The following is a 14,949-nucleotide window of genomic DNA, read 5'->3' on the forward strand; positions in this document are numbered from 1 at the left end:
TCCTGGAAACCGTCTGCGCCTGCCCGATTCATGAAGCCGGTCTTAAAACTATAGGTGCCGCCGGCAGAAAACCCAACCGCAAGATCATGCACAGCTTGTTATTTATTCAGTTATGCATAAAAATGTAAGCATGAAAGGGACCCGTTGGAGAACGCCGCATGTCCAGACAAGACGAACAGCGTTTATTGGTTAAAATTGCGACGTTATATTACACGGAAAATAAAAAACAGGCGGATATCGCCGCCGCCTTGCATTTGTCGCAATCCTTCGTTTCCCGCGCCATCACCCGCTGCATCAAGGACGGCGTGGTGAAAATCAGCGTGGTGCAACCGCCGAATATGTTTATGGGCCTGGAGTCGGCCATCCAGCAGCGCTACGGCATCGACCAGGCCATCGTGGTGGATGTGCCCGATAACGCCGGGGCGCAGCAAATCAAGCAGGCCATCGGTTCCGCCGCGGCGCATTATATGCAGACCAGCATCCGGCCGGACGACCTGGTGGGCATTTCGTCGTGGAGCAGCACGCTGCGGGAAATGGTGGACAACCTTCATCCTCTGGCGGTCAAGGCGAGCGGCGTTATCCAACTGCTGGGCGGTGTCGGCCCCAACGGCAACGTTCAGGCCACCCTGCTCACCCAGCTGTTGGCCGATCAGCTCAACTGCAAGGCCTATCTTTTGCCGGCGCAAAGTATCGAGCGCTCGGTGGAGGACCGTATGCGGCTGGTCAACAGTAGCGAGGTGGCGGATGTGGTGGCCAAGTTCGGCGAGGTGGACGTGGCGCTGGTCGGCATCGGCGCCCTGGAGCCGTCGCAGCTGTTGATGAATTCCGGCAACTACTATCACGAAAAGATGCTGCGCCTGCTGGCGGAGCGCGGCGCGGTGGGCGATATCTGCCTGCATTATTTCAACGCCCGGGGCGAGGCGGTGCTCGAGGACGACGAGGATCCTGTCATCGGCATGCCGCTGCCGCAGGTGCGGCAATGCTCGCGGGTGGTGGCGCTGGCCGGCGGACAGGAAAAGGTCGCCGCGATTAAGGGTGCGCTGGAAGGACGGTATATCGATGTGCTGATAACGGATCGCCTGGTGGCGGAACAGCTTGGTATAGCCCGCGGGCGCGTCATTGCCCCGTGGCCCGATGTGTGTAAATATTCCCGGTAACTTTCTGTTGTGGTGCCGCTGCCATGCTTTCTATTCCCTTTCCCGTTATTACTGTATCCGCGCTGCTTTTCTTACTGGGACTGGCGCTGTTTCCTAAAAAACAACGCCACGGCGGTACGCTACGTTTCCTGGTTGCCTGCATAGTCCTCCTGTCTGTAAGTACGCTGCGCTGGGAATATCATTCCGCCATGCTGAGGAATATCCAGTCGGGGCTGGCGCTGCTTTTGCCGCCTGTCGCCTGGCACAGCTTCATCTCAATGACTGAAATCAACAGGCAACGTCATTGGCTACTGCTGTTCGTCCCTGCTACCCTCGCCTTTTTTATCAGGATATTCTGGCCGGCAGCGACAGATTTTATCTTGTTTATGCTATTTGCCGGCTACGGATGCAGCTTGTTGCGTATGGCATGGCAGGGAGAGCATAACTTCACGCTGAGCCGACTGGGCGAGTCATCGCATACCACAAGGATGGCTTTTTTCGCCGGCTGCTTCCTGTGCCTATCCGCGCTGACAGATCTTGCGGTGTCATTTGACTTCAGCATCACCGGCGGCAAACAGGCTCCTGTTATGGTTGTTATTTTTCAGGTCATGCTGCTGCCGCTTATCGGGGCTGCCATTGTCAGTGCGAGAAGTACGGCGGCGCTATCCGGATCGGCTGCCCGGGAAGCAACGCCACCTGCACGCGCCGTGCTACCCGCGGGAGAACTGGCGGGACTATATCGCCTGCTGGAGAAACAGGTGCGTGAATCGCAAATCTACCTCAATCCCGATCTCACACTCAGTCTTCTGGCCAGGAAAACAGGTGTGCCCGCGCGGCAGCTTTCAGGTGCGGTAAATGCGATAAGTCAGTGCAACGTATCGCAGTGGATCAACGGTTTCAGGGTTGAACGGGCAAAGGAACTGCTGCTAAGCACCCCGATGCCCGTTACGGATATCATGCTGGAGTCAGGATTTATGACTAAATCTAATTTTAACCGCGAATTTCAGCGGGTTTCCGGCGTGTCTCCTACGGTGTTTCGCCAGCGGGCGCATGATAATCAAGCGACGCATTGAGAAATGCACTGATCTTACCCACCAGCGCCTGATGAATACCAGACCTGCTTGCTCCGCTACCGTCCCGGCAGACGATGCCATCGCCAGGGGATTCTTCATTGATAAGCGTTTCAGCGCCGGGCTTGCACAACGACATAAAACTGAAATGGGTAGCCCCATCAATGATGTCGAATTGTCTCCATTGCGGACGCATTGCGGCGGCAAGGTACCCTGATTCCTCTTCGGCTGGCAACGCCGCCAGCTGGTCCATCTGGGCCGCGAGGATCAGGACAGGCAGGCTAATATCATGCAGACTGCGGGGGGTAAACCCGGGGGCCAGTCCGAGATCGAGAGACACGACGGCTCTGATTCTTGCATCCCGGTGATCTGCAGATAATTTTTCCTGCGACAACGCTTCATCGATGCCCAGCTTGTCCGTTAACCGGCAGTCGCCCCGTTGTGGGTGTTGCCGGCAGTCGTGCAAAAACCGGGCAGGGTCAAAGCGTGCCCCCGCCAGCGACATGACGGTCCATCCTCCCAGGGAATGCCCCAACGCGGCAATCCGGTCTTTGTCCGTTGCCCCGAACAGTCCGGGAGAGTGAATGACTAGGTCGATAACCGCACTAAGATCGCGCGGACGCCGCCACAGCTGTTTAGCGTCTGCAGGATTCTGATTAAAGGTGGTGGTCCCCGGATGATCCGGGGCGGCGACAATATATCCCTGCGCCGCCATGGCCGCGGCAATCCAGGACAAATTCCGCCAGTTGCCATTGTAACCGTGTGAAATAACCAGGAGAGGGTGTGCGCCTGGCGCGGGCGGCGCATCGCGGATGACGGCAACGCCGATGAAAGCGGGATTATCCCCGGCCGATTCCGTTATTCCCGCGGAAGAAACCGGATACCACACCGCCACATTCAGCGCGTCCCCCTTCTGGTCCGACAACGGTAGCTGACGAAAGCCCGGGGCTGCTTGCACCTGTATACACAACAGCAAAGCAGACAATAAAAGAAACCCTCTGATGAACATCATTAATGACCCTGCGGTGATGAATTGTGCCGCAGTTATATTATGAAGTTCGGTATCAGGGCGCCCCGGAACACGATCGAGGTCGTGAATTCTGATTATTTTATTACCCTTTCCTAACGTCCGGCCATCGCCGGGCCTCCCTGCCCAGCCGGTGGTGAGTTAGGGTCTGGCATGCCAGTAACACTCTATGCCCAAATACTTGGTAAAGGCTTCATGCAGCACCGCCGCGGTGGCCGAATGGTTCATGGCCACATGGTGCTCGAAGCCCTGCTCGCAAATATGGCGCAGCAACGGTTCCATGGCCGGAATTTGTACCACCGCGCGACAGCCGACGGTATCAAGCGGATCGTTCACCACCGAGCCTTCACCGACGTAAGCCCGGACCTTACCGGTAAAATCATCCGACGACAGACGGAAATAGGTCAAGGGGCCGGCCTTCATGCGCCCATGCACCGCGCCGCAGGTATTTTCGCAGCCGACGGTGGTGCCGATAATGTCCGCCGTGCCCATGGCCGGGTTTTCCAGGCTTTCACTGGGGAAGTTGCCGCAGTGGAACAGCACGCATTTGTCCTGCTCATCGCCGAAGTTATTATTCCAGTCGGCGATGGAGGCGGGCGACAGCGAACAGCTGGCCAGCGCGTACATCGACAGCGCCCCCATCACGTCCACTTCGCAGGCGCTGGGCATCAACTGCCCCGACATGACGCTCATGATGGAGCACACGTTGATGCCGAGATTTTCCTGCAACGACGTCCAGCACTGGATGGCGGTGGTGTCGATATCATTCGCCTGCACCCATTCGCTTATCACCACGAACAGCTTCGCCATGGTATGCAGTTTTTCCGGGGGAATGGCCCCGGTATCCGCGTTGTCTTTTAACAGCGCCAGCTTTTCTCCCACCCGCAGGTCGTTATCGGCCAGGTTGCCGACGCGGGTAAAAATTTCGGATAAATCCAGCGTTTCCACCGAGACGTTCATGCGCTCCAGCAATTTTTCACTGTAGCGCACGGTGTTGAAGGCGGCGGGACGCGCGCCGATGGCGCCGATACGCACGCCTTTCATGGCGTGTACCAGCCGGCAAAGCTGGGTAAACTGACGCAGGTCCTGGGCAAACGCGTCGCCCGCCACGGTACAGACATGGCGTTGGGTCAGGGTAAACGGAATGCCGCACTGGCGCAGGTTGTTGCACAGCGAAATCTTGCCGCAGAAACTGTCGCGCCGGGTTGCCAGCCCCATTTTATCCAGACTGTCCTGCTCGGCCTGGATCAGCACCGGCACGGTCAGCCCCGACAGGCGAATCGCGTCCGCCACCGCTTTTTCGTCGCCGAAGTTGGGCAACAGCACCACCACGCCGTGAATGTCGTCGCGTCGCTGGCGAAACAGCTGCGCGCAGGCCTTGGCGTCCTGCCAGGTTTCCACCCCGCCCAGTTTGCTTTGGGTTTCGTCCAGCCAGACGATATTGATGCCCAAGCGCTCGAATACCGCCGCCGCGTCGCGACGCGCCTCCGTCACCAGATAGCTGGGAAAAAATCCCCGATTGCCGACGATCACGGCCAGGGTCAGATTTTCAATTATTTTTGTCGACATTGCTTTACTCCAGATAGGGTTAGTCCGGCTGATAACGGGCGCGCGCGACGGCCGTTTGCCAGAGGATATAGTTCTCGCGCATCTCCGCGGTCTCGGCGCGCGGTTCGATGTATTCCACTTCTCGGGGCAACGCCGCGATATGTTGGTTATCAGGCCACCAGCCCAGTGTCCTGCCCGCCAGGTAGGCGGCGCCCAGCGCCGATACCTCGGCGTTCAGATTGCGGATCAGCCGGCGCTGCAATAAATCGGCCTGGAACTGCATCAGCCAGCGGTTTTGCGTGGCGCCGCCGTCCACCCGCAAGGCCGGCAGCCGTCTTCCGGCGGCCCGTTCCATGGCAAAAAACACATCGGCGACCTGATAGGCGATGGATTCCAGCCCGGCCCGCGCCAGGACGTCCGGCGTGGCGGCATCGGTCAGCCCGCAGATCAGGCCGCGCGCCCGGCTGTCCCAGTAGGGCGCGCCCAGGCCGGACAGCGCCGGGACAAAAAACACGCCCTGGTTGCCCGCCGGGCTTAAGGCCATCTCGGACAGCCGCGTCAGCGACGTCACGCCGAGCAGTTGCGCCACCCAGGAAAGCCCGGCGCCGGTGTGGGTAATATTGCCTTCGAGCGCATACCGGATTTCGCCGTCATGCCAGGCCACGGTGGCGCTTAACCCTTCCCCACCGGCGCCGACGGCGTCCACCGCCAGCATCAGGGATGAGCCGGTGCCATAGGTGGCCTTGACGTCGCCGGCCTGGTTGCCGCCCTGGCCATAGAGCGCGGCGTGGGAATCGCCGATCAGGGCGGCGACGGGAATGCCTTGCGCCAGTCCGGGTACCTGTCCGGCGCGGGTATGGCCGTGCACCGCCGCCGAAGGTTTAACCGCCGGCAGGCAGGCGGCGGGTATCGAAAAAATCGCCAGCAGCCTTTCATCCCAGCGGCGCTCGTGGATATTGAATAATTGGGTGCGGGAAGCGTTGGCGTAATCAGTGCTGAACGCCAGGCCGCCGGTCAGTTGCCAGTTCAGCCAGGCATCCACCGTGCCGACGCACAGTTCTCCGCGGGCGGCGCGTTCCACGCCTTGCGGCAGCGCGGCCAGCATGCCGCGGATTTTCGCGGCGGGGAACAGCGGGTCGATGGGCAACCCTGTGAGCTGGTAAATCAGCGATGCGTGTTCGCTTGCGGCCAGCTCGCGGCAAAAATCCTGCGAGCGCCGGCACTGCCAGCTGACGACCGGCGTCAGGGGCGTGCCGGAGGCCCGTTCCCAAATCATCACCGACTCGCGCTGATTGCTGACGGCCACCGCGCTTACCAGCGCGTCGGGGACCTGCGCCAGGCAAGCGGCCACCGCCTGGCAGACCGCCTGCCAGATGGCAATGGGATCCTGTTCGGCCCAGCCCGGCCGGGGATGGTAAAGAACCAGGGGAACCGCCGCCTTAGCGAGGATCGCCCCCGCGCGATCGACGGCAATCGCCTTGGCGTTGGTGGTGCCCTCGTCAATGGCGAGGATGATGGGCGTCGTCATCGTCAGGCCCCCCGGCACACGCGCAGGGCGGTGCGCACCACGCCCGCGGCGTCAAAACCGTGATGGGCGCGCATCGCCGCCCGGTCCGCCGCGATGGCGTACTCGCCGTCGCCAATGCCCAGGCGCACCAGCGGAATGGCGCAGCCCGCCTCGGCCAGCACCTCTGCCACCAGGCTGCCGAGGCCGCCGTTGATATTGTGCTCTTCAAGCGTAATCACCCGTTGACTCTCTTTTAACAGCGCCAGGAGTTGGCGAGTATCGCACGGGCGAATAGAGGATACGTTGACGACCGCGGCAGAAATGCCCTGCTCCGCCAGCAGACCGGCGGCCTCCACCGCCTCGTGCACCGTCGAGCCCATGGCCACCAGCGCCACGTCGCCGCCGTGTTGCAGCATGTCGATTTGTCCCGGTTTAAAACGGTAACCGGCATCGTGCAGCGCGGGCAGCGCTTTGCCGTCAAGACGGATATAGACCGGCCCGACGTAAGACAGGGCATAATCGATAATCTGGCGGCATTCCTCAGGGGACGACGGCGCAAAGATCTGGATATTGCCGAAACCGCGCAGCACCGCGATATCATCGATACTATGATGGGTGCTGGCCAGCGGCCCATAGCTGGCGCCGGCGTTAAGCCCGAACAGCTTGACGTTGCAGTTGTTATAGCAGACATCGATTTTGACCTGCTCGTTGGCGCGGGAAATCAGGAACGGCGCGGCGTTGCAGGTCACGGCAATCTTGCCGCCGATGGACAGCCCCACCGCGGTGCCCACCATGGTTTGCTCGGCGATGCCGACGTTGACGATGCGATCCGGGAACCGCGCGATAAACGGGCCGATCTTGGCCGTGGAGGTGGAATCCGCCAGCACCGGCACCACGTCCATGCCATTGTCTACCGCCTTGATTAGCTGCTCCACCATCACGCTTGCCAAATGTTCTGCATTACTCATCTTTTAATTCCTCCAACGCCTGAGTGATTTCATCCCCTTTGAATACGCGGTGATGCCATTCGGCCCGTCCCTGCGTAAAAGAGATACCCGCGCCCTTTTCGGTATTGGCGATCACCACGTTAGGCTTGCCGTTGGCCGGCAGGTTTTCCAGCGTATCCACGACTGATTGCATATCGTTGCCGGCGCATTCGGTCACGTTCAGGCCGAAGGCCAGCCACTTGTCGGCCAGGGGATCGGTATTCATGATCGAGCACGTCAGGCCCGCCAGCTGCAGTTTATTTTTATCGTTGATAATGACCAGGTTATCCAGGCCGTAATGGGCGGCCACCAGCGCCGCTTCCCAGTTGCTGCCCTCGGCCAGTTCGCCGTCGCCGGTCAGCGCGAACACTTTCCTGGCGCTATGGTCGCGTTTGGCCGCCAGGGCGATGCCCACGGCCACCGGCAGGCCGTGGCCGAGCGCGCCGGTATTGAGTTCGATGCCGGGCGTCTTATGGCGCACCGGGTGGCCGGGCAAATGGGAATTGGCATGCTGGTAGGTCGGCAGCCAATCGATGGGGAAATAGCCGGCTTCGGCCAACGTGCAGTAATAACCGCCGACGCCGTGGCCCTTTGACTGGATATAGATATCCCGCGCGGGATCGTCTAGCCTGTCGGGCGCGCAGTTCAGCACGCGGAAATAAAGCGCCGTCAGGATTTCCACCTCGGAGAGGTCGGCGCCGGTATGGCCGCCGGCCGGGCTTCCGGCGTTCAACGCTACGATGCGGCGGCGAATCTGACGCGCCTTCTTGACCAGTTCATCGACTGATAATGAATAGGAGTTCATCACGTTACCTCTCTTTCGCTTGAAGCGAATTTTTACGCATAAAAGAATATTTATTCGAATAAGCCAAAAAAAACGCTACCCGCCGCGATGCGGGCGTAGCGTTATTCAGGCGCGCCCTCTTTAATGATTTTTTGCGAGACAATGGCCGCCTTGCGCTGCATGCGGTTTTGCATCTGATCGATAATCACCGCCACGATAATGACCATGCCCTTGATGACCATTTGCCAGAATTCACTGACGCCCATCATCACCAGGCCGTCCGCCAGGATGCCGATGACAAAGGCGCCGATCAGGGTGCCCACGATGGTGCCGCGCCCGCCGGCCAGGGATGTGCCGCCCAGGACCACCGCCGCGATGGCGTTCATTTCAAACGCGGTGCCGGTGGCGGGATGGCTGGCCACCAGCTGCGAGGACACCACGATCCCCGCCACGGCGGCGCACAGCCCCGAGATGGTGTACACCCAGACCTTGACCTGCTTGACCTTGATGCCGGACAGCTCGGCGGCGCGCTCGTTATCGCCGATGGCGTACACATGGCGGCCGAACGGCAGGCGGCGGGCGATATAGGCAATCGCCAGCGCCAGCACAAACATCATCCAGATGCTGTAGGGCACGCCGAACAGCGTTCCCGCGCCGATAAGATCAAATCCGGTGTTGCCCAGGCGCGGGTTGCCGTCAAGTCCCGGAAAGGTTTCGCCGTTGGAGAGCAGCATCGCCGCGCCGCGCACGATGTACATGGTGCCCAGGGTGCAGATAAAGGGCGCGACGTTATAGCGGGTGATAATCCAGCCGTTAATGGCGCCGATAAGGCCCCCCAGGAGCAGTACCGCCGGGACGATCACCCAGACGCTGGGAAATATGGCGATGCCGAACATCGGCAATACGATGCCCTGGGTCAGCATCCAGCCGGCGAACATGCCGCACAGGCCGAGGGTGGCGCCGATGGACAGATCAATGCCGGCGGTGATGATGACAAACGTGATGCCGAGCGCCAAAAAGGCGTTAATCGAGATGTGTTTCATCATGATGATGATGCTGCCGGTCTCGAGAAATCCGGGCACCGTGGTGGTAAAAAAACCCAGGATCAGGAATAACGCGATAAAAGTGCGCAATTTAAGCAGCAGCAGCAGCATATTTTCGCGCGAGCGAAAACGCCGGGTGCCCGTCAGGGGCGCTAATGTCGCGGTGTTGGTTGCTTTCATATCAAAACCCTTTTGCACTCGCCGAGACCAATGCCGATTCCTGGGCCGATTGACGCTCGACATTGGCCGTCAATTTACCGTTCGACATCACCAGAATACGGTCGGAGACCGCCATGATTTCTTTCAAATCCGAGGTGGAGAACAAAATGCCGATGCCCTTCTCCGACAACGCCACCATCATCTCGAACACATCCGCCTTGGCGCCCACGTCGATGCCGCGGGTGGGTTCGTCCAGCAGCAGCAGTTTCGGGTTGGTCAAAAGCGAGCGTCCGATCACCACCTTTTGCTGATTGCCGCCGCTCAGCGCCTGGATCTCCACATCCGGCGACGAGACCTTGATTGACAGATTGCCGATGGTGGTGGCCACCGCCTGCTGCTCCTGCTGGCGCATGATGCTGAAACCGTGCTGCAAGCGGCGCCACAGGCTGGCAATGGTCAGGTTGACCGCGACGCTCGAGGCCGGGAAAATGCCGGTTTTTTTGCGATCTTCCGGCACCAGGCTCATGCCGAGCTTGATACGGTTGGCGGTGGGCATACGCGTCGACACCGGCAAATCCCCCAGCCAGATTTTGCCCAGATAGTTTTTTTCCGTGCCGAGCAGGCATTCAAACAGCTCGGTGCGGCCGGCGCCCATCAGACCGTAAATGCCGACGATTTCGCCGGCGCGCACGCTAAAGGACACGTCGTTGACCACGGGATGCCCGGCATCGTTAACGCTGGTAATATGATCGACCTGCAACACCGGCAGGCCAAAAGTGCGGCCCGGCTTGAGAAATGTTGTGACAGGGTCACCTCCCAGCATTTCCCGCACGATCCAGGGCACGTCGATTTCGCTGACCCGCGCCTCGGCCTGGAAACGCCCGTCGCGCAGAATGGTGATGTAATCGCCGATGGTCATCAGCTCTTCCAAGCGGTGGGAGATATAGATAATCGTCACTCCCTGGCGCGTCAGCTCGCGGATCACCCGGAACAGCACGTTGACTTCGGTTTTGCTTAACGCCGAAGTGGGTTCGTCAAGGATCAGAATATCCGCCTGTTCCGCCAGCGCCTTGGCAATCTCCACCATTTGCTGCTGGCCGACCTTCAGGTTGGCCACCAGTTCGCGCGGCGAGATCGGTTGATCCAGCCGATTCATCAGCTCGGCGGCAATGCGTTCCTGCCCGGCCTGATCGATCGGCCATAATCCCTTCTGATGCTCGCGTCCGAGAAAAATATTCTCCGCCACGTTCAGGTTTTCCGAGAGGTTCAGCTCCTGATGCACCATGCCGATCCCCTTGGCCGCCGCGTCCCGGGTATTACCGAAGCTTACCGGCTCGCCGTTAAGCAGCATCTGGCCGGAGGTAGGCTGCTGCACGCCGGCCAGTACGTTCATCAGGGTTGATTTACCGGCGCCGTTTTCGCCGATAATCACATTCACCTTGCCGCGATAGACGTTGTAGTCCACATTATCCAGCGCCAGCGTGCCGGGATAAAGCATGGTGATGCCCTTGGCGCGTAAAATGATGTCCGGTGTCTCGCTCATTGTGCCGTCCCCCATTTAAGCTCCAGCGCCACGGCGTCATCAATACTGTCCGCGCGCAGTGTCACCGCCGCCAGCACGTCCACCTGCTGCCCGACCCAGCCGCCATCCACCGCCGGCAGGCCGCTTAACGCCTGCTTATTGAGCGCCTTGGCCACCTGGGCAAACTGCACCTGGTTTTTAAAATCCTCAAAACGAAGAAAACCGGCGGCATCGCGCACGGCGTTGCCCCTGATAATCGGTCCCAACTGCAGGGTAACCGGCTCGTTGTTAACGCTAAGCGTCAGCTTGCGTTCCAGGCCGTCGGCATCCACCGCGGTCACCTTGCCGCTGAACCGGGTATAGACGCTCTTGCCGTCGACGCCCTTCACCTGCCCCTGGGCCTGCTTGAGCGCCGTCCAGTCAAGTGCCTGGGCGTGCGCGGCCGGCAGCACCTTCGGCGCCCAGAAGGCCTGCGCGATTTGCGCCGGCGTCTGGTTGGAATAATCCGGCCCGGCCGACGGATCGGCGGGGATAACAGGTTTGCCGTTACTGTCCAGACCGACCACGTCACAGGCCGTCAGCAGCAGCAGGATCACACATCCTATTCCCGTCTTGCGTAATGCGTTGAGCTGCATGTCGTCTCCCAATCAAGGGGCCGTCCGGCCCCTTGCCACAGGTGATTAGTTTTTCAGGCTAAAGGTCTTCAGGTTTTTGGCGTTGGTCTCGTCGATCAGCACGCAATCCATCAGTTGCTTCTCTTCTTTACCGGCTTTGCCGGTCTTCAGGTACACATCCGCCTGTTCCACCGCCATTTCGGCCTGCGCCGCGGCCGGCTGCAGCACCGTGGCCTTGATATTGCCCTTGGCGATTATCGAGTCGCGTACATAATCGCTGCCGTCAAAACCCACCAGGATCACGTCCTTGCGCCCGGCGGCCTTCAGCGCGGCTTCGGCGCCCAATGCCATGGTATCGTTGCCGGAGATCACGCCGGTAATATCCGGATTGGCCTGCAAAATGGATTCCATCCGGCTGAAAGCCTCGGTCTGGCTCCAGTTGGCGGTTTGCTGCGCCACCATCTTCAGCCCGGTATATTCGTCAATCACATCGTGGTAGCCCTGCGAACGCACGTGGGCATTGGTATCAGATTCCTTGCCCAGCAGTTCCACATACTTGCCTTTGCCGTTCATCAGCTTGACGAACTTCTCCGCGCCCAGCTGCGCGCCCTGGTAGTTATTGGACACGATCTGCGCCACCGCCACGCCGGTGGCATTGATTTCACGATCGATCAGGAAGGCGGGAATACCGGCCGCCTTGGCCTTTTTCAACGGCCCGATAGTGGCGTCGGACCCGGCGTTATCCAGCACGATTGCCTTGGCCTTACGGGCGATGGCGGTTTCAATCAGCTGGTTCTGCTTGCTGACGTCATCGTCATGGGACGCCACCAGCGTGGTATATCCCAGCTCGGTGGCCTTGGCCGAGGCGGCATCGGCTTCCGCCTTGAAGAACGGGTTATCATGGGACGGGGTAATGATGGCAATCAGGCCTTTATCCGCGGCGAAGGACGCCATGGATAATGACAAGAGGACGGCGGCAACGCAGGGTTTCAGTAGGAAGGTGTTCATTGTTGTTCTCCTGGATGAATACACGTGAATATATATTCACTTTTGATTTTATATTCAACTGGAGTGTGGCAAGTCCCCGCGATAATGTCCATTACGATTGTTGGGAATAGCGAGTGCTGTCACAAAAAGCAACAAGATGATTACATCGGATGCGGGGAAATGAAAACATGCCGCTGGGGTCGAATCGCGCGTGGTTCCCCCGCCCGCCCGCGACCTCGTGGCGCGCCAGGCTGGCCGGCACGGGACGGCATGCGATGAGGCTTATGTTTTTCCCGGCAAGGGTGCGTTTGCGAGAACGCGCCGCTGGGGGGGCAGCCGGCTACGCGCGGGATTTAATATCCCGCGCCTCGTCGATTTTCGGCGTCAGCGGGCCAATCCAGCGCTGCACCAGCCAGCAGGCTAGCGTTATCATCAGCCAGCTCAGCACGGTTCCCATGACCAAATCCCGCGGCCAATGCATCCCCAGGATCAGCCGGCTGCACATGACCGCCACCGCCCAGATCATGATAATCGCCACCGAGGCGAAATGCCGGCGCGGCCACAGCAGCCCCAGCGCCAGCAGCGCCCAGCTGGCGGCGAAAATCGTATGCCCGGAAGGGAAGGCAAAACCGGTATCATGCTGCCAGTGCTTACGCAGCCACGGCGGGATCTGCTCCTCGTTCTGCAGCTCCTTTTTCACCCATTGCGCGCGCGCTTTAGGCGGGAGCGAATAAAACGCCCGATCGTCGATGGCGAAGGCGTTCTCCAGCCACAGCACATAGGGCCGCGGCTCCTGCACCCGCTCCTTGATAACCGTTTTCAGGCCCTGGCCCGCTAAAATCGTCACGCCCAGGATACAGGCCAGTGCGAGGGCGGGCTTTAAGCGAAAGCGCAGGCACCAGAGAAACCAGCCCAGCAGCAGCGCGCTGGTAACCATGCCCCACGGCGCGCTGACGGTTTGGGTTATCCAGAACATACCCCGCCACCAGCCGGCCTCATTGCCGGGATGCCACTGCCAGCCACTGACCCAGACCAAAAGTGGTATTATCATAAGTATTACCGCGCCCAGGCCGGTGCGTTTCGCTATTTCAAACATAAAGATAATTTTCCGTTAAATGTCTTACCGCTGAACAGTTTAACGTCAGGGCGGCGGCAATTTTCCTAATAAGAACGATCGGTCGGTAAGCAATTGTGACAATCTAATGACTATTTTGCCAGCAAACAGGATTTTCAACCGTCAGTTTTCGGTAAATTTATGGCAAAATGCACTATTAATGAATCTTCGCGCACTCGACCGCACCATGCTTGGTCAGACGGCATCATCGAGAGTGAGATGAGCGACGATAAAGAAGTTTTGGAGAGCAACATGCAGCTTAAACGTGTGGCAGAAGCCAAACTGCCGACACCCTGGGGCGATTTCCTGATGGTGGGATTCGAGGAATTAGCGACCGGACACGATCACCTGGCATTGGTTTTCGGTGATATTACCGGCGTGGAACCGGTGCTGGCGCGGGTGCACTCCGAGTGCCTCACCGGCGACGCCTTGTTTAGCCTGCGCTGCGACTGCGGCTTTCAGCTTGAGGCCGCGTTAACCCACATTGCCGAGGAAGGCCGCGGCATTTTGCTCTATCACCGCCAGGAAGGCCGTAACATCGGCTTACTGAATAAAATACGCGCCTATGCGCTCCAGGATAAAGGCGCCGATACCGTTGAGGCCAATCACCAGTTGGGCTTTGCCGCCGACGAGCGGGATTTCACCCTGTGCGCCGATATGTTCAAACTGCTGGGCGTGGAATCGGTACGTTTGCTGACCAACAATCCGCAAAAGGTGGAAATCCTTACGGAGGCGGGCATTAACATTACCGAGCGCGTGCCGCTTATCGTCGGGCGCAACCCGGAAAATGAACGCTACCTGAACACCAAAGCGACCAAAATGGGTCATTTGCTGGATATTAAATAACGCCCCGCGGATGATGGGGCCGCGCCATCCGGCGCGCCCCTGGAGCCTGATTATGAGATCGGCCACCCGAATCCGGGCCCATGATTAAGGTATATTACTCTCTTTAAATACAGGGTTATAAACCATGAAGTTCAGTACCATGAACGACAGCGAAATCATTGCCGATCTCTGCTGCCGGATTAAGGATGCGCGCATTGAGCAGCGCCTGTCGCAAATTGATCTGGCGGAGCGTTCCGGGTTGGGCATCGCCACCATTAAGCGCGCCGAAATGGGCGGTTCGGTCACGCTCAGCACGCTTATCTGCATTCTGCGCGGCCTCAATCGCCTGCATCAGTTGGAAGGGGTGCTGTTCGACACCGAAGTGCGCGCCTTTAACGCCCAGGTCAGCGGCGAAAAAGCGAACACGCCGCTGCGGATCCGCAAAAAAGCCGCAACCGTGGATGAGGCGGACAAACCCCTGGTGGAAAAAAGCGCGGATGCCTCTGCCGTCGACTGGTATATCTCCGCCGCCGAAAACAATATCCTGTGGTGAACCCCGGCCCTCCCGGCGGCGGGAGCACCTATCGCGGCGGTCATCGCCGCCTTCCCCGGCCCTGAGGCCGCAAT

General features: G+C 59.5%; 14 protein-coding genes. 4 read left to right on the top strand and 10 right to left on the bottom strand.

The window, feature by feature from the left end; all coding sequences use genetic code 11:
* Positions 1 to 158 precede the first annotated feature (158 nt).
* Both ACL2XF_RS09030 and ACL2XF_RS09035 read left to right on the top strand, forming a co-directional pair.
* Entirely contained in the window at positions 159 to 1,157 is a 999-nt protein-coding gene (locus ACL2XF_RS09030) for a sugar-binding transcriptional regulator (RefSeq protein ID WP_413728466.1), read from the top strand.
* 23 nt (positions 1,158 to 1,180) lie between these two features.
* Positions 1,181 to 2,209, top strand: a complete 1,029-nt coding sequence (locus ACL2XF_RS09035) for a helix-turn-helix domain-containing protein (protein WP_413728467.1) — start codon at positions 1,181 to 1,183, stop codon at positions 2,207 to 2,209.
* On the opposite strand, the gene ACL2XF_RS09040 is transcribed toward ACL2XF_RS09035, so the two are convergent.
* The 10 genes from ACL2XF_RS09040 to pgpB form a co-directional block, all read right to left on the bottom strand.
* Positions 2,163 to 3,215: an alpha/beta hydrolase family protein gene (locus ACL2XF_RS09040; RefSeq protein WP_413728799.1), complete on the bottom strand. Its 1,053-nt coding sequence runs from the start codon at positions 3,213 to 3,215 to the stop codon at positions 2,163 to 2,165. The two genes, ACL2XF_RS09035 and ACL2XF_RS09040, sit on opposite strands and share 47 nt — an antisense overlap.
* 159 nt (positions 3,216 to 3,374) lie before the next feature.
* Entirely contained in the window at positions 3,375 to 4,802 is a 1,428-nt protein-coding gene (locus tag ACL2XF_RS09045; protein WP_410015205.1) for an L-fucose/L-arabinose isomerase family protein, read from the bottom strand.
* A gap of 19 nt (positions 4,803 to 4,821) precedes the next feature.
* A complete protein-coding gene (locus ACL2XF_RS09050; protein WP_413722794.1) occupies positions 4,822 to 6,309 on the bottom strand; it encodes an FGGY family carbohydrate kinase in 1,488 nt (495 codons plus the stop codon).
* A gap of 2 nt (positions 6,310 to 6,311) precedes the next feature.
* Positions 6,312 to 7,256, bottom strand: coding sequence for a transketolase family protein (locus ACL2XF_RS09055; RefSeq protein WP_410015207.1), 945 nt, complete (start codon positions 7,254 to 7,256; stop codon positions 6,312 to 6,314).
* Positions 7,249 to 8,079, bottom strand: coding sequence for a transketolase (locus tag ACL2XF_RS09060; protein WP_413728468.1), 831 nt, complete (start codon positions 8,077 to 8,079; stop codon positions 7,249 to 7,251). The genes ACL2XF_RS09055 and ACL2XF_RS09060 overlap by 8 nt, the downstream gene beginning before the upstream one ends.
* Positions 8,080 to 8,180: 101 nt before the next feature.
* Entirely contained in the window at positions 8,181 to 9,281 is a 1,101-nt protein-coding gene (locus ACL2XF_RS09065; RefSeq protein WP_410015209.1) for an ABC transporter permease, read from the bottom strand.
* A gap of 1 nt (position 9,282) precedes the next feature.
* Positions 9,283 to 10,803 (bottom strand): sugar ABC transporter ATP-binding protein, encoded by a 1,521-nt coding sequence (locus ACL2XF_RS09070; protein ID WP_413722793.1) that lies wholly within the window; start codon positions 10,801 to 10,803, stop codon positions 9,283 to 9,285.
* The gene (locus ACL2XF_RS09075) at positions 10,800 to 11,417 is read right to left on the bottom strand and encodes a DUF2291 family protein (protein ID WP_413728469.1); all 618 of its coding nucleotides are present in this window, start codon (positions 11,415 to 11,417) and stop codon (positions 10,800 to 10,802) included. The genes ACL2XF_RS09070 and ACL2XF_RS09075 overlap by 4 nt, the downstream gene beginning before the upstream one ends.
* Before the next feature lie 45 nt (positions 11,418 to 11,462).
* Entirely contained in the window at positions 11,463 to 12,404 is a 942-nt protein-coding gene (locus ACL2XF_RS09080; RefSeq protein ID WP_410015212.1) for a D-ribose ABC transporter substrate-binding protein, read from the bottom strand.
* A gap of 319 nt (positions 12,405 to 12,723) precedes the next feature.
* Positions 12,724 to 13,479, bottom strand: a complete 756-nt coding sequence (pgpB, locus tag ACL2XF_RS09085) for a phosphatidylglycerophosphatase B (protein WP_410015213.1) — start codon at positions 13,477 to 13,479, stop codon at positions 12,724 to 12,726.
* Between the two features lie 270 nt (positions 13,480 to 13,749).
* Between pgpB and ribA the strand changes: the two genes are divergently transcribed.
* Both ribA and ACL2XF_RS09095 read left to right on the top strand, forming a co-directional pair.
* Positions 13,750 to 14,343, top strand: coding sequence for a GTP cyclohydrolase II (gene ribA, locus ACL2XF_RS09090; protein ID WP_410015214.1), 594 nt, complete (start codon positions 13,750 to 13,752; stop codon positions 14,341 to 14,343).
* A gap of 124 nt (positions 14,344 to 14,467) precedes the next feature.
* Positions 14,468 to 14,875: a helix-turn-helix domain-containing protein gene (locus ACL2XF_RS09095; protein ID WP_410015215.1), complete on the top strand. Its 408-nt coding sequence runs from the start codon at positions 14,468 to 14,470 to the stop codon at positions 14,873 to 14,875.
* Positions 14,876 to 14,949: the final 74 nt, after the last annotated feature.

This window comes from Sodalis sp. RH19, assembly GCF_047324215.1.
Taxonomy (GTDB): domain Bacteria; phylum Pseudomonadota; class Gammaproteobacteria; order Enterobacterales; family Enterobacteriaceae; genus Acerihabitans.